Origin of the sequence: Ornithinibacillus gellani (assembly GCF_003730295.1) — a bacterium.
Taxonomy (GTDB): Bacteria; Bacillota; Bacilli; order Bacillales; family Amphibacillaceae; genus Ornithinibacillus_A; species Ornithinibacillus_A gellani.
The window spans coordinates 181,140-196,328 of the sequence record NZ_QTSZ01000029.1; the positions used below are offsets into that span (position 1 = coordinate 181,140).

At 39.0% G+C, this 15,189-nt stretch carries 12 protein-coding genes and 1 pseudogene; 3 read left to right on the plus strand and 10 right to left on the minus strand.

Annotated elements, in window-relative coordinates; all coding sequences use genetic code 11:
* Window positions 1–30: 30 nt before the first annotated feature.
* Window positions 31–708 carry a GntR family transcriptional regulator gene (locus DX933_RS09060; protein WP_123316116.1) on the minus strand — a complete coding sequence of 226 codons (678 nt, stop codon included), beginning with the start codon at window positions 706–708 and terminating at the stop codon, window positions 31–33.
* A gap of 625 nt (window positions 709–1,333) precedes the next feature.
* On the opposite strand from DX933_RS09060, the gene DX933_RS09065 reads away from it, so the two are divergent.
* Window positions 1,334–2,194: a CvfB family protein gene (locus tag DX933_RS09065; protein ID WP_123316117.1), complete on the plus strand. Its 861-nt coding sequence runs from the start codon at window positions 1,334–1,336 to the stop codon at window positions 2,192–2,194.
* A gap of 60 nt (window positions 2,195–2,254) precedes the next feature.
* On the opposite strand, the gene DX933_RS09070 is transcribed toward DX933_RS09065, so the two are convergent.
* Entirely contained in the window at window positions 2,255–2,539 is a 285-nt protein-coding gene (locus DX933_RS09070) for a hypothetical protein (protein WP_123316118.1), read from the minus strand.
* Between the two features lie 131 nt (window positions 2,540–2,670).
* Complete coding sequence (locus tag DX933_RS09075) at window positions 2,671–2,901, minus strand: DUF2164 domain-containing protein (protein ID WP_123316119.1); 231 nt, start codon at window positions 2,899–2,901, stop codon at window positions 2,671–2,673.
* A gap of 133 nt (window positions 2,902–3,034) precedes the next feature.
* Between DX933_RS09075 and DX933_RS09080 the strand changes: the two genes are divergently transcribed.
* Window positions 3,035–4,732, plus strand: coding sequence for a M3 family oligoendopeptidase (locus DX933_RS09080; RefSeq protein ID WP_123316120.1), 1,698 nt, complete (start codon window positions 3,035–3,037; stop codon window positions 4,730–4,732).
* 94 nt (window positions 4,733–4,826) lie between these two features.
* Window positions 4,827–5,609, plus strand: a complete 783-nt coding sequence (locus DX933_RS09085) for an HAD family hydrolase (protein WP_123316121.1) — start codon at window positions 4,827–4,829, stop codon at window positions 5,607–5,609.
* Window positions 5,610–5,702: 93 nt separating this feature from the next.
* Here DX933_RS09085 and allD read toward each other — a convergent pair whose 3' ends face one another.
* The 7 genes and pseudogenes from allD to arcC form a co-directional block, all read right to left on the minus strand.
* Complete coding sequence (gene allD, locus DX933_RS09090; protein WP_123316122.1) at window positions 5,703–6,749, minus strand: ureidoglycolate dehydrogenase; 1,047 nt, start codon at window positions 6,747–6,749, stop codon at window positions 5,703–5,705.
* A 189-nt stretch (window positions 6,750–6,938) separates the two neighbouring features.
* Window positions 6,939–8,180, minus strand: a complete 1,242-nt coding sequence (locus DX933_RS09095) for an MFS transporter (protein WP_123316123.1) — start codon at window positions 8,178–8,180, stop codon at window positions 6,939–6,941.
* A gap of 306 nt (window positions 8,181–8,486) precedes the next feature.
* On the minus strand, window positions 8,487–9,608 hold the full coding sequence (locus DX933_RS09100) for a 5-methyltetrahydropteroyltriglutamate--homocysteine S-methyltransferase (RefSeq protein WP_123316124.1): 1,122 nt from the start codon (window positions 9,606–9,608) through the stop codon (window positions 8,487–8,489).
* A 98-nt stretch (window positions 9,609–9,706) separates the two neighbouring features.
* Window positions 9,707–10,624: pseudogene (locus DX933_RS09105) on the minus strand (LysR family transcriptional regulator).
* A gap of 196 nt (window positions 10,625–10,820) precedes the next feature.
* Complete coding sequence (locus tag DX933_RS09110) at window positions 10,821–11,537, minus strand: response regulator transcription factor (protein ID WP_123316125.1); 717 nt, start codon at window positions 11,535–11,537, stop codon at window positions 10,821–10,823.
* Entirely contained in the window at window positions 11,534–14,158 is a 2,625-nt protein-coding gene (locus DX933_RS09115; protein ID WP_123316126.1) for a sensor histidine kinase, read from the minus strand. The genes DX933_RS09110 and DX933_RS09115 overlap by 4 nt, the downstream gene beginning before the upstream one ends.
* A gap of 90 nt (window positions 14,159–14,248) precedes the next feature.
* Window positions 14,249–15,187, minus strand: a complete 939-nt coding sequence (arcC, locus tag DX933_RS09120; RefSeq protein ID WP_123316127.1) for a carbamate kinase — start codon at window positions 15,185–15,187, stop codon at window positions 14,249–14,251.
* Window positions 15,188–15,189: the final 2 nt, after the last annotated feature.

Genomic DNA, 15,189 nt, shown 5'->3' on the forward strand with positions numbered 1-15,189 from the left:
CCCAAAAAGAACCAGATATTATGCTGGTTCTTAAGGTGTCATTTTATTCTTCCGTTCAAGCTGATTTTGTCTGCGTCGTTCAAAATCTTCAGCCGTCCGAATTTTATGCATGCGCACTAGCATTTCTAATTCCTGTTCATCTCCACCAGATTCCAATAAATGAATCATCTGTGCATGTTCCTGAATGGATTCTTTTACCCGAAGCGAATACAATGTGGAACCCGTCCCTCTAATAGAATCCATTCGATTCCACGTGTCCTTAATGGATTCAAACAAATAAACATTTCCACACGGCTCAGACAAGATACGATGAAAACCCGCATTTAATTGACTATAAGCAATCATATTAAAATCTTCCAATGCCTCCTCCATCCGTTGATTATGCTGCTTCAGTTGGACAAGTTTATCTGCAGGAAACCGGCTTGCACTTAATGCTGCCGCATAGCCTTCCAGCACAGCAAGCACCCTTAGTGTATCCGAGTAATCTGATTCATTGACCTCTGCAACGACTGGACCAACATTTCGTTTGTACACAATCAGCCGCTCTGCCTCCAACTGACGGATTGCTTCACGCACAGGGATACTACTCGTGTGCAGTTCCCTGGCAATTTGATCAATGACGAGTCGTTGTCCAGGCACATAGGCACGTTCGATAATTCTTGCTTTCAATTTTCGATAAACCATTTGTTGTTTATTTTCTCTTTTCATAATAATTCAATAATATATAGAATCATATAGGATGTCAATGAAACGTAGGTAGATTGATGCTTTTTCCATCCATATTTTTTGAAAGCTTGACAAGTCTAGCCATCCATGAGATGATACATCAGTTAACACAGTGAAGTAGCAGATAAGTATTCTGGCATTCAACGAATGTTTTTGATGATGCTTATTCACACTGGCGCGACTATAGGGTCGCAAGGACGCAGAAGCAGGTAGGGTCTGCGTTGCTTAAGTTAGAAAACAGACAGTGGAATTTGATACCGCGGTGAAGAAATCCTTCGTGTGATCCAAGAATTGCAGCACAGGATCCATGTTGGAAAGGAACAATCATTCCTTAAAATAATTGAATATGCGTATCATTACATGCGCATTTAATAGAAGGATTTCCAGTCCATATATTCGGACGAAAATGGTAGGTTCAAATAGTTCTATTTTTTCCGGAGACTTTGAACAACCATTATATAAAAAAACTTATGTGTTACTTTCGCAATCAAAGGGGTATTCCTAACAATAAGGATTACCCCTTTTCCAATGGCATCATTTTGGAATACATGGCATGATTGAACATAGAACAACTTGAAATAAAAATGAAATAAAGGCAGGGATTCAAATGGATGAGCTTGTTATTGGGACCAATCAACAAATGACTGTTAGTCGCATCATCGATACCGGATATGTATTGGAGCAACACAGGAAAGAAGCAATGTTGCATACGAATGAGGCAACTTCAGAATTAGAAGTTGGCCAAGCAGTTACCGTATTTTTATATCCAAATAAAAAAGGGCAGGTTATTGCAACAATGACTTTACCTCCTATTGAAATAGAGACTTATGGCTGGGCAGATGTTATGGAGGTCATTCCCAACTTAGGCGCCTTCGTCAATATTGGTACGACAAAAGAAATTCTTGTGTCTGTCGATAACCTCCCATTATTACAACGTGTCTGGCCTAAACCTGGCGATAGCCTATTTGTTACACTTGGTAAAGACAGAAAAGGTCGGTTGCTTGCCATTCCAGCATCAGAAGGGGTTATTTCTGATTCCTATGAGCCGGCACCAGAACATTTACTGCACCAGGAAATAGAGGGCTGGGTTTATCGCGCAGATAAGGAAGGCTCTGCTATCATTACAGAGGATGGCTATCGTGGTTTTATCCATCATACCGAACGAAAAGTGGAGCCGAGACTTGGAGAATTGGTGAAAGGCCGTGTTATTGCGGTGAAAGAAGATGGCACCTTAAATCTATCTTTACGTCCACAGAAGGAACATGTTATGCTTGAAGATGCTGAAGCAATTTTGGCTTTACTGAAGGAAAACGATGGCGTATTAGCGCTTAGTGACAAAAGCAATCCAGAAGACATACGTACTGCATTAAATATTAGTAAAGCAGCATTTAAACGAGCATTGGGTACATTAATGAAAGCTGGCAAAATAGAGCAACGCGACGGTAAGACATTTTTAATTGAAAAATAATAGATATTTAAAAAAGAGCGGGACATTATTATGTCCGCTCTTTCTTTATGTCCTGATCAATTATGCTGCCGGTGAGCTATAAGCATCTACAATGGAAGTGATGATAAATCCAAATGCTGACGCAAATAGACATGCAATTCCCCAGCCGCCTAGACCTGCTCCTAAAATTTCAATCTTACCAGCAATTGCCGCTACAACGATTAGCACAATTCCGCCTACGAACACAATCATACCTGGTACATAAGGCATGTATACGCTCTTAGAAGATGCCTTCGCAAGCACTAATCCGATAACAACCATTACTGCTGCTAACACTGCACCAATGGATAATACCGCTGTTACCATATTTTTCACCTCTTAAAATAAAAAATAATATGTATTACATAACAATCCTCTTTCTAGTCTACATTTGAACTAGGATAAAGTCAATTCAAATTGATGATGCAAACGGGTGAACAAATAAAGCGTGACAAGGATTAGATTTTTTTTAATTCATATACATCTTCAAGCTTCTCCATGAGATAGGTATGGCAATCTTCAACTGCCAAATTATAAAATATAGGTGCAAGTTCTTCGATAAAGAAATCAAGAATAAAACCTGCCTCTAAATTTCCAAGTTCCTCTCCCCGTTCCTGTTCATAGTATGTCATAATACTGTTGACCAATACATCACGCTGTTCCTTTGAGATGTTGAATTGCTGCTTCATCTTCTTCTCTCTCCCATCTTATGACTTCTGTCTTCTATTTTACCGTTATCTTTTATTTGTGCAAAAATGATTAGATTCCTTCGCATCCAAGTCCATTTTACCGTATAATATCGGTTAAAAGGGAGGTATTATGATGCAAACATTTCAAGATTATACATATGAAAGGCCAAATCTAAATGAAGTAAAAGAAACGTTTTACACACTTTTAGACCATTTTAAGCAAGCAGAAACTGCAGCAGACCAGACAGCAGCAATGGAGGAAATAAATATCCTCCGCAATCGCATGTCCACCCTCTCCAATCTTGTCGCAATTCGCGCTTCCATTGACACAAATGACACTTTCTATCAAGCAGAGCGGGATTTCTTTGATCAACTGGAACCTGAATTAAATGAATTGGTGACCGCCTATTATCGTGCATTACTCGATTCACCATTTCGTACCGAACTCGAACAAGCGTGGGGTACTCAGTTGTTTGATATTGCAGAATATGAAATTAAAGCATTTTCCAAAGAGATTATTCCCCTCCTGCAAAAAGAAAATAAACTTGTATCTGATTACGGAAAACTTGTGGCATCAGCACAGGTCGATTTTGACGGTGACACATACACCCTCGCACAGCTTGCCCCATTTGCCCAAAGTGAAGATCGCAGCATTCGTAAAAAAGCGGTGGAAGCAAGTGCAGGATTTTTTGAGCAGCACAGCGATACGTTTGACGATATTTACGACCAGCTCGTTAAACTGCGCCATAACATAGCCGTGAAGCTTGGTTATAAAAACTTTGTAGAACTCGGTTATATTCGCATGATGCGTGTCGACTATGATGCAAAAATGGTAGAAGCATTCCGTAAGCAAGTAAGGGAATCTATTGTGCCGCTTGCAACCAAGTTATTTGAACGACAAGCAAATCGGATTGATGTGGATACATTGAAATATTATGATGAAAGCTTTAAATTTAAATCTGGGAATGCCAAGCCAAAGGGAACGCCGGAATGGATTATTGAAAATGGTTTAAAAATGTATGAAGAACTATCACCGGAAACGAATGAATTTTTCCATTTTATGCTGGAAAGAAACTTAATGGATTTAGAAGCAAAAAAAGGTAAAGAGGCTGGTGGCTATTGCACATTTATTGCGGATTATGCCTCACCATTTATTTTCTCCAATTTCAACGGTACATCTGGTGACATTGATGTGCTCACACATGAAGCAGGTCACGCATTTCAATGTTATCAGAGCAGGAACATTGGAATTCCCGAGTATGTTTTCCCAACTCTGGAGTCAGCAGAAATTCATTCCATGAGTATGGAATTCTTTACCTGGCCATGGATGGAACTATTCTTTAAAGAGGATGCAGATAAATACAAGTTTTCTCACCTTGCAGATGCACTCTTATTCTTGCCATATGGCGTAGCAGTGGATGAATTTCAACACCTGATCTATGAGAATCCGGAATGGACGCCTGATGATCGGAAACAAGCTTGGAAGCAACTCGAAAATGTTTATCTTCCACATCGGAATTATGATGGGAATCCATACTTAGAAAGTGGAAACCTGTGGAAGCGACAATCACATATATATGGCGCGCCGTTTTACTATATTGATTACACCCTTGCACAAATATGTGCCTTGCAATTTTGGACGAAGCTTCAGGATGATCATGAACAGGCTTGGAAGGATTATTTACATCTTTGCGGTCTTGGTGGCTCTCGCTCCTTCTTGGAATTGGTGGAAGCTGCAAATCTGCAATCACCATTTGCCGAGGGAACGGTCGATTCCGTACTTGAGTCCATTGAGACATGGCTTGATTCTGTCGATGATAAACAACTCTAGTCAATATAATTATTTCCATTCCAACAGAAGACATCCGCTTCCCTTTGATAAAGTATCGGTGGGAAGTTCAAGAACGTTATTTTAGGAGGCAACCATGACATACCGCATCGCATTTTTTGATATTGATGGGACAATCTTACGACCAGATAACACATATGAAGAATCAACGAAGACTGCGATCCATGCATTACAGAACCAGGACATTCATGTCGTACTTGCTACTGGAAGACCATTGCACGAGCTTGATGAGCTTGCAGCTGCATTACAAGTGACATCCTTTATTGGCTACAATGGTTCCTATGCAAGTTTTCAACAGGAGAAGATTATTCATGAGCCCATGCAGTTAAATATAACCAAAAAACTACTAAAAGCCGCAAGAGACCATAACGATGAATTATTATTTTATACAAGTAGTACCAATCATTTTTCAACACTGGATAGTAAATATGCCAAACAATTTATGGATACCTTCCAACTGCGAAAAAATGGGCTGATTGAAGAAAATATGTTGGATCAAGTATTAAGTGTATCCATCGTCCATGTGACAGGATCATCGCCAGCCCATTTTGAAGTCGACCCGTCTCTTCGGTTGGCGCCAGTGAATACAGAAGGAATTGAAAACAGCTATGACGTTATTTTAAGCCAAGTGAACAAAGGTGCTGCCGTTAAGCAGATGCTGGAACATTTAAACATACCAACTGAAGCTGCAATTGCATTTGGCGATGGGATGAATGATAAAGAAATGTTGGAAACCGTCGGAACTGGTTTTGCCATGGGGAATGCCCATCCTGACCTAAAGAAGGCTGCCAAATTTGAAACAACTTCTGTCGAAAACAACGGCATATACAATGGTTTAAAACAAATTGGACTCGTATAGTTGACAAACAAAACCCACTTGATAGCGCATGATAGTAGACTTCATAAGGGGTCAACCATGGCTTACAAGTGGGTTTTTCTATTGTGTAACAGCTTAAGTTGCAAAAGGATCCTTGTTCCCATATTGGTCAAAATGAATCGTATCTGAAATGAGATAGTTGTAAATGTCATCTACAATTTCAATTCCATCCTGTTCATAGGATGCTTCGGTAATCGTGTTTGGCTGCCCTGGATAGTATACCTGATCAAAACCTGGTGCTGGCTGAATCGCTTGCAGCTCTTCCATCGTTTGTGCAATGCGGTCCTTAAACGCTGCCAAGCTGGTAAAGAACTCCGGGTTAATGACGATATGGAGCTGACCTAAATTACGCCCAGCTGTCAAATCGTCATACATGGATGAAACATGCTTACCAAATGGCAGTCCAAGCAAGATACCTGATAGTACATCAACCATCATCATCAAACCATACCCTTTTGCACCAGCAATTGGCAGAAGTGCTTGAACAGCATGTGCATCTGTCGTTGAATTCCCATCTTGATCCACTGCCCACCCCTCAGGAATGGCTTCATTTTTGGAACGCGCATGTAAGATTTTCCCCCACGCTTGAACCGTTGTTGCCATGTCAAAAATCAGAGGCTCCTGTTTACCTGGTGCCGCAAAAGCAATTGGATTTGTTCCATAATATGGTGCTGCACCGCCAAACGGCACAACCATTGGATCAGACTGACAAACAGAAATTCCAATCATTCCTGCGTCTGCAGCTTGTTTTACGAAATATGACAATGCACCACTATGCGCAATATGTTTTACCCCAACTACCGCAGCACCACTTTCCTTTGCCATTTCAATTGCTTCTTCCATTGCCAGCTTGGCAGCAACATGCCCAACGCCGTTGTCCCCATCAAAGGTCGCTGTTGCAGGTCCTGTTTTTTCAAAGTGAAAGTTCGGCTCAATGGTAATACCACCTTTGGCAATTCGTTCTGCATAATAATCGACACGCATAGCACCATGTGAATGAACTCCACGTGCATCTGCATGAACAAGAACATCTGCAACAACCGTCGCATGTTCATTTAAAAGTCCTGCTCGCTCTAGTTTCTGTGCAATCAGCTGATGTAGCTTTTCTTTCGTTACCCGCATATCCTCCCACTCCTCTTCTATTGCTCTTGACAACATTTACCATCTGCTTATTATGAATCGGATACTGTTACTTGAAACAATGAATGTAACTTCTCTCTACTTTCCCCTACCACATTTTACTTTATGTAAGGAAAAACCCCCGCATCATTAGTGAAACAGAGGTTTAACCTTTCAAGTAACGTGATTGAATTAATTTGCTTCTGCGACGACCGCGCCTTCTACATTCGGACGGTTTTTCTCATCAATCATCAATACAGAAACAAAGGCGACTGCTAGCAATGCACCAGCAAAATAGAAACCAGCATTCAACGATCCAGTAACGTCAACCAACAGACCAGTAATATATGGCGCTAAGATAGAACCACACATACCGATAAAGTTGTACACACCAAACGCCGTACTTAATGCGTGCTTCGGTGCATTATCTGCAACAACTGCAACCAATACTGGATTCGTACTGATTTTACCAAAAATACCGTAACCAATTAATGCCGCATATAATACCCACATGCTGTCAAATGCAACGATAGATACAATCGCAATGATAGATAGTGGAATCATGACCATCAATACTGGACGACGTGTTCCCATTCGGTCAGCAATCCAGCTAAATAAAATGGAACCTGGAATAGCAGCCCAAGGAACTAAAGATGAAACAACGGCAACTTCTGTACCATCGATACCACGTGCGTGCTGCAAGTAGTAAGGAATCCAAGTAACAACTACGAAGAAAGCATAAATCGCACAGAAAATAGTAATATAAGCAAAGATTAGGTTCTTACTGAATAGGTCTTTTACTTTTAGCTTTTGACCACCATTTTCCGTAGCGCGTTCTTCTTTTGTTTTTGGCTTTTCTTTAATCACAAGGAACATCGCGATACCGATTAAAACAACAGGTATAGCGATAACAAAGAATGGTGTTCTCCAGCTCATTCCTAGTGTTCCAACGGTATAGCTTGAAATAAAGTAACCGATGGAAAGACCGAACGCCATCCCACTATTGATAATGGCACTCCCCAAAGTAATATGCTTTGGGGGAATTGCTTCAGAAGATAGTCCGTACTGCGGTCCATAGTAGAAGCCTTGGAACATACCAACGAGCAACCAAGCAACCATGAAAAATGCAAAGTTAGGCATAAGTCCTGTAACAGCTGCCAAAAGACCAAACATAATGACACCAGGTACAAGTACTTTTTTCTTCCCAATTTTATCTCCTAATATTCCTGAAGGGACGTTTAAACCAGCATAACCAATGAAGAAGATACTACTGATAAGTCCTAGCTGTGCACCAGATAAACCAAACTCACCCTGGATATTATCCATTACTGGGTTTAGAACGGCACGTGTAGCATAAAGCGCCACCCAACCAAGGAAAAATACTGTTACAATCTTGATCCAATAAGGAATTAAAACTTTCTTTTCATTCTCCATTCCTTTTCCTCCTGCTCCTAATATAATGTTTAAATTGAAAAGTTAGATAGATAGATTACTATTACAATTGAAATATACGATAAAACACATTGCAGTCGAATAAAATTGAAAGTGTTTACATTGCAAAAACATTAAAATTATCAAGAAGGCAAAATGAAGACATATTTCCAATCCTATTTCATGGGGAAAAAGAATGATTTTCAGGACAAAAACCTCATAAAAAATCCACCAGAGAGCATGTTTTAAAAACATAACATCGCTAGTGGATTCATTTCATACAGTTATAAACCTACACACTTATAACATTTAGTTCCATACATCTTCAGCTATTTTAATCACATGGCTTAGCTTAGCCCACTGTTGTTCTACTGTTAAATCATTTCCTTCTTCTGTACTTGCAAACCCACATTGAGGACTTAATGCCAGATTTTCTTTAGGAATAAATCGGCTTGCCTGTTGGATTCGATTTTTAATATAATCAACATCTTCCAAAGTAGGAGTTTTTGAAGTAATCAGCCCCAGCACGATTTCAACATCACGTCGTTTTATATCTTTCAACGGTTCGAATCCGCCACTTCGTTCATCATCATATTCCAAGAAAAACGCATCATAATTTAGTTGGTCAAAGAATGGCGCTACATAGTCATACCCACCATCTGCATGCATACTTTTGGAGCGAAAGTTGCCACGACACATATGAACGGTAGTCGTTAAATCTTCAGGATTGTCCTGCAATGCAGTGTTCGTTGTTTCAATAATTGTATGAAGCAATTCAGGTAATGCCAAGCCCGTTGTTTCTACCATCATGGTGGAGAATTTAGGATCTGTAAATGTCGTTAATGTCGTATCATCAAATTGAAGATAACGACAACCAGCTTCATATAAAGCCTGAACCATTTCTTGATACGCTCTTGCTAAATCCTTAAACATGTCTGTCGCATCAGGATAGATAACTTTTTCACGTTCATTCACATAACGATACATAATCACACTTGGAGCTGGAATCGTAAATTTTGCAACCTGACTTCCATCACCTAGTTCATCTACCGTCTGCTTTAAAAATTTAAAATGCTCAATCATATAATGATGATTAAACTTGATTTTATCAACAATTTCAAACGCGATAGGCTTTGTTTTAACACCATCGCTGAAACGAATGCCTCTATCCACTTCGATAAATTCTATTCCATCCAAACCTACGAAGAAATCATGACTCCAAAACAAACGTCTAAACTCGCCATCGGTAATAGCTTTAAGTCCAATATCTATTTGCTTTTGGACCAATTTTTTGATTTCTATATTTTCTACTTTCGTAAGCTCAGCTTGTGTCATTTCTTTTTGTTGATAAGCTTTTCTTGCTGATTGTATTGGCGCGCTTCTTAATAAACTCCCTACATGATCAGCCTTTAAAGGTAATTTATGCATCATATGTATCCATTCTCTCCTTATGTCAATATAAGAAAAGTATAACAATTATCAACCTTATAGTGTAACACCTAATATCTATCCATCGTTATAGCTTATTCCTATAACGAGGACAGTTCTTTAGCAATGGTTTCCTTTAAATATTGAATGTAAGTATTCACCAATGTATTATTTTTTACATTTTTATGTGTTATATAACCAACCGTAATGCGTTCATCGACATCCAAAGGAATCGCTATAATATCTTTACTGTTCAATGTATGGCTGATAACTCCTGTTGAAATGGTATATCCATTTAGACCAATCAATAGGTTAAATTAGGTCGCGCGATCACTCACCCGAATGTTTTTTGGTCTAAACATTGTGCTTAAAATCTCCTCCGAAAAATAAAACGAGTTGAAATCCCCTTGTTCGAAAGAGAGATATGGATATGGCAGTAAATCAGTTAATGTGACTAAATCCTTGTTGGCAAGTGGATTACTGGAGCTAATAAACACATGCGGTTTGGCTTCGAATAGATGATGAAATGATAAATTTCCTTCTCTGAGAAACTTATTAATAATTTTCTCATTAAAATCATTCACATATAATATCCCAATTTCACTTCGTAATTCCTTCACATCTGCAATAATATCCGCCGTTTTCGTTTCCTTTAATACAAACTCATATTCCGCTGGATCGTATTCCGTTAATAATTTAACAAATGCACTAACCGCAAAAGCATAATGTTGGGTGGATACTGAGAAATACTGTTGTGGTGCAGGTGCATTGGCATAGCGATTTTCAAGCAATTCGGCTTGTTCCACTACTTGTCTTGCGTAACCTAGAAATTCCGACCCTTCTGAGGTAAGCATAATGCCCTGATTGGTTCTAAAAAAGATTGTTATTCCCAATTCCTTTTCTAACTCTTTTAATACATTCGATAGGCTTGGCTGGCTAATAAATAATTTTTGTGCCGCTTTATTGATGGATCGACATCTTGCCACTTCAAGCACATACTTTAATTGTTGTAACGTCAACCTTCATCTCTTCCTTCCCTATAACAATTATCAAGAATTCTATTACACAACCAACAATCCATACCAATATTAAGCGGTGGTCATTGGAAAAACACCATTGATATTGTTATCAATGGTGCTCCATGACAGAGTTATCTTTCATTCGTATCCGTTCAGAGATTTCGATACTTTCAATCATATCTATGGAATAGAAGGTCTATTCTGGTTTTGGTATACTTTTTAGCATATACCCAAGTCCTGGATACGTAATAATATATTCTTGTTTTTCCGTAAGTTTTTCTTTCATTTTTCGCCGAATTCTAGCTATTCCAACACGTAAATATTCCACATCATCCCGATATTGTGCTCCCCAGACTTCGGTAAGCAGCTTTTCATGTTGAACAACCTTATCCAAATTAAGTGCGAGTATTTCCATCATCATAAACTCGGTATGCGTGAGTTTAAATTCAACATCATTGATCCAGCAACGTTTACTGCCAATATCAATTGCAAATTCGCCTGTATAGATCATCGGTGTTGTAACAACCTGTTGTTCTGCAAGGGTTGGTTGGCTCCTTCTTAACACCGCATTTACCCTGGCAAATAACTCATCCAATGAAAAAGGTTTGGTCAAATAATCATCAGCCCCAACATTTAAACCATGCACTTTATCCTGTGGGTTACTTCTTGCTGTGAGCATGATAACGGGTACATTCGTAAACTTCCGCAATTTTTCCAGCACGTAAAATCCATCATAGCCTGGCATCATGATATCCAGAAGAATAAGGTCTGGTGACATTAAATCAAATTTCTCCAATAGTTCCTCACCAGAACCGGCTGTGACGACATCATAACCAACCGATTTTAAATTAGCAGCAATAAATCGTAAAATTTTTGGTTCATCATCTACAATACAAATCGTCTGGTTCTTCATACACTTTCATCCTCCTCCCGTATAGGGAAATACAATGTAAAGGTACTGCCTTCTCCAGGTACACTTGAAACATTTATCGTACCACCATGGGCTTCCATGATTCCTTTGCAAATTGCCAGACCTAAACCGGTCCCACCTGTTCTTCTCGTTGCGGTAATATCCACCTGATAGAATCGGTTAAAGATCTTTTGAATATGATCCATAGAAATACCAATACCATTATCTGAAACAGAAATACAAATCCATTCTTCTTTCTGCTCGAGTGTAATATTGATTTTTTTCTCTACCTCATCATTATATCGAATGCCATTCATAAATAAATTAACGAGCACTTGTTGAACACGTATTTTATCTGCGAAAAAGTACAATGGTTCATCCGCTTTTTCCACAAATTCAAATGTAACATGCTGTTTGAGCATTTGAGGTATTTGATCGATAGATTCTTCAATGATATGATCTGCACGAATCATATTCGGTACAATATACATCGTACCGGACTCAATCTTGGATATATCCATCCAATCACTAACAAGATGTTGGATTCGTTCAATATCCTCATGCACGCCCTCTAATAGCTCCTGTTGGAAATCAGGCTCCCATTGCACATCTGCACGCAGTAGCGTTTCAACACTGCCTTTAATGTTCGTAATCGGCGTTTTAAATTCATGTGAGGTGAGTGAAATTAGATTGTTTTTCAACGTATCTATTTCTTCCTCTTTCGTTATATCCCGTAATAGCAACCCTTGGCCAATCGTCGCATCATCTAAAATAACGGAAAAATTATGGACAGCATAATAGAAAGTCTTGCCAGCTGGTGTGACTCGCTCCAGTTTAATCGCATTTTTTTCTTTTTGGAAAAATTCCTCTAACGACTCCTCATTGATTTCAAATATCCGGGTAAACTGGTTTGATACATCTTCTAAGGTTAGTAATTCACCTTTTGCATCTTCCATTACGACCGATTGGAAAAATTCATTGACATATTCAACTTCATTATGATTATTAAGCAGCATTAACCCTTCTGACATACTTTCCAAAATGGCTTCCAACTCAGCATGCTTGTTGCGAATCTTTTCAAATAAAAACTTATTTTGCAGCATAATTGCCAAGGAGGTTGCAAAGGTTTGTAAAAATTCTTGATCACTTGCGACGATTTCCTGTTCATGTTGCAAATCGACGACTAGAAATCCCTTTAAATCCTTGCCAATCTGAATTGGCTCCATATGCTGTAATTGTCCAGTCATATGATGATTTAAATAATGCTGGATGTTTTTATTTTTAATAATTTCATCAGAGGTAACAGCAATATCTTGAAAAATGACATGAACCTTGTTATCCATAAATGGTTTAATTTTGATGAGACAATCCTGAATAAAATGGGTCAAATCCTTATCTGAGGATACAGATGTAATCAATTTATTAACAGCCTTAAGCTCCATATTTTTATTTTCCAACGTAGCTGTTCGGTCTTGAACCCGCTCCTCGAGCTCCCGATTTAACAACACCAGACCTTCCCGATTGGTTTCCACTTCTTCTATGAGATTATCAAAGTAGTCAAAGAGCTCTTCCATCTCTCTTGGTCCATTTGATTTACGTTTGATACTCCGTTTATGAATGACACCTTTTGTATAGTTTTTATATTCTTTAATATAATCCAGCAAATTACGAATGGTGCGTTCTAAGCGGTTGGTTAAGATATAGCTCACACCAAGCATGATCAGCGTTGTTATAACGACAAAACCTACGACCGTTAAAATAGCTTTTCGGAAGGTATGATTAATAATACGTGTTGGTGTCCCAATCCAAACCTTCCAATCTAGGTCCTTTATTTTTGTATAGGTGATAAATTCTTCTTCCCCGCTTGTCCCATCCCCAACAAATTCACCAGAAGCAGCATCGCTTTCCCCATTGATATATTTTACCAGTTGATCCTCTGATAGATTAACGAGCTCTGTTTTGGTATCGACATTGGGATGCACAACAACATTATTCTCCTGATCCAAAACAACTGCATGACTTTCTTTGTCATTAATACTTGCTTTTACTTCTTCCGCCAATACATTTAGATCCAATGCCCCAAGTACATATCCTTCCATTTCACCCGAAGCGCTTAAGATTGGTGCGAGCGTCGTTACCAGCATAATATTGGTACCTCCCCGCCCATGAAAAACAGAGGATAATACGGGTTTTTTTGTTTTCACCAATTCTTTATAATAATCACGGTCACTGAAGTCGAGATTCCCTCGTTGGGCACCGTCTGTATATACTTCCGGATAAAATACGACGGATTGCCCTTTTTCATTGCCGACATATAAATTGACGAAGCCAGGAAATGTATCCTTAATATCCTCTAGCTTTTTTTGAATCGATTGCAGGTCATTTTCTATCAGCAACGGCTCTAGACTTTTTGCTAGCACATGCACCACGCGTTGATGCTCCTGAATATAATTTTTAATATTATTTTCAAGAAATACGGTTGTTTGATTTTGCTTTTGTTGATTCTCATTAATTAATTTAGACAATTGGAATGCTTGAAAAATACCTAGCATGGTAATGGAGGCGAAGGTAATCGCAATAAATGAGTATATGAGTTCTTTTTTAAATGATCGGTTTTTTCGCATTCCGTTTCCTCCCTAACAAAACATACCAGCAAGAATGGCGCTATGAATACCAAAATCCGGAGCGTGATTCCACGCCCCGGTTTCAAGAAATTATTTTACAATTTGTGTTCCTGCTTTACCTTCCATTGCTAGGTCTGCCTCTTCTAGCGAGCAGATAATTGCTTTACCACCTAGCTCAGCAAAACGAATGGCAGCCTCCATTTTAGGACCCATACTTCCAGCAGAGAATTGACCTTCCGCTTCATATTGCTTTGCCTCTTCTAACGAAATGATTCCTAAAGCCTTTTGATCTGGCTTGCCGTAGTTAACAAATACATTTTTTACATCCGTTAAAATCATGAATGTATCTGCTTTTGCTTCGACCGCGAGACGGAATCCACTGCGATCCTTGTCAATAACTGCTTCGATTCCCTCTAGTGTACCATCTTCTTTACGCACTACAGGAATACCGCCACCGCCGGATGCAATACAAACCGCACCAGCATCTGTCAATGTTTTAATCGTATTAGAGCTTAGGATAGATGTTGGCATTGGAGAAGGTACTACTCGTCTCCAGCCGCGCCCGGCATCTTCCTTAACAACCCAGCCTTTGTCTGCTGCCAATTGTTTTGCTTCCTCTTCGGAATAAAATACACCAATTGGTTTTTCCGGATTGTTGAATGCAGGATCGTCTTTGGATACTTCTGTTTGTGTTAATACACTTACAACCTCATTATCAACACCAGCTTTATTCAATTCATTGATCAATGTCTGCTCCATCATATAGCCAATAAAGCCTTGTGATTCTGCACTGCAAACATCAAGTGGAAATGGTGGTACAACGTCTTTTGCTTCTTCGTTTTGACGCAAAATATTTCCAACCTGTGGACCATTACCATGCGTGATGATAACCTTATGTCCATTTTTAACGATTTTAGCAATGATTTCACTACTTTTACGTACGTTTTCCAGTTGGTTTTCATAAGTTGCCTCTTGCTTTGGCTGCAGGATTGCATTCCCGCCTAGTGCAATAACTACTTTTTCTGACATAT

Coding starts and splice junctions, on each gene's coding strand:
- DX933_RS09060 (WP_123316116.1), bottom strand. CDS start 708: ATGAAAAGAGAAAATAAACAACAAATGGTTTATCGAAAATTGAAAGCA.
- DX933_RS09065 (WP_123316117.1), top strand. CDS start 1,334: ATGGATGAGCTTGTTATTGGGACCAATCAACAAATGACTGTTAGTCGC.
- DX933_RS09070 (WP_123316118.1), bottom strand. CDS start 2,539: ATGGTAACAGCGGTATTATCCATTGGTGCAGTGTTAGCAGCAGTAATG.
- DX933_RS09075 (WP_123316119.1), bottom strand. CDS start 2,901: ATGAAGCAGCAATTCAACATCTCAAAGGAACAGCGTGATGTATTGGTC.
- DX933_RS09080 (WP_123316120.1), top strand. CDS start 3,035: ATGCAAACATTTCAAGATTATACATATGAAAGGCCAAATCTAAATGAA.
- DX933_RS09085 (WP_123316121.1), top strand. CDS start 4,827: ATGACATACCGCATCGCATTTTTTGATATTGATGGGACAATCTTACGA.
- allD (WP_123316122.1), bottom strand. CDS start 6,749: ATGCGGGTAACGAAAGAAAAGCTACATCAGCTGATTGCACAGAAACTA.
- DX933_RS09095 (WP_123316123.1), bottom strand. CDS start 8,180: ATGGAGAATGAAAAGAAAGTTTTAATTCCTTATTGGATCAAGATTGTA.
- DX933_RS09100 (WP_123316124.1), bottom strand. CDS start 9,608: ATGATGCATAAATTACCTTTAAAGGCTGATCATGTAGGGAGTTTATTA.
- DX933_RS09110 (WP_123316125.1), bottom strand. CDS start 11,537: ATGAAGAACCAGACGATTTGTATTGTAGATGATGAACCAAAAATTTTA.
- DX933_RS09115 (WP_123316126.1), bottom strand. CDS start 14,158: ATGCGAAAAAACCGATCATTTAAAAAAGAACTCATATACTCATTTATT.
- arcC (WP_123316127.1), bottom strand. CDS start 15,187: ATGTCAGAAAAAGTAGTTATTGCACTAGGCGGGAATGCAATCCTGCAG.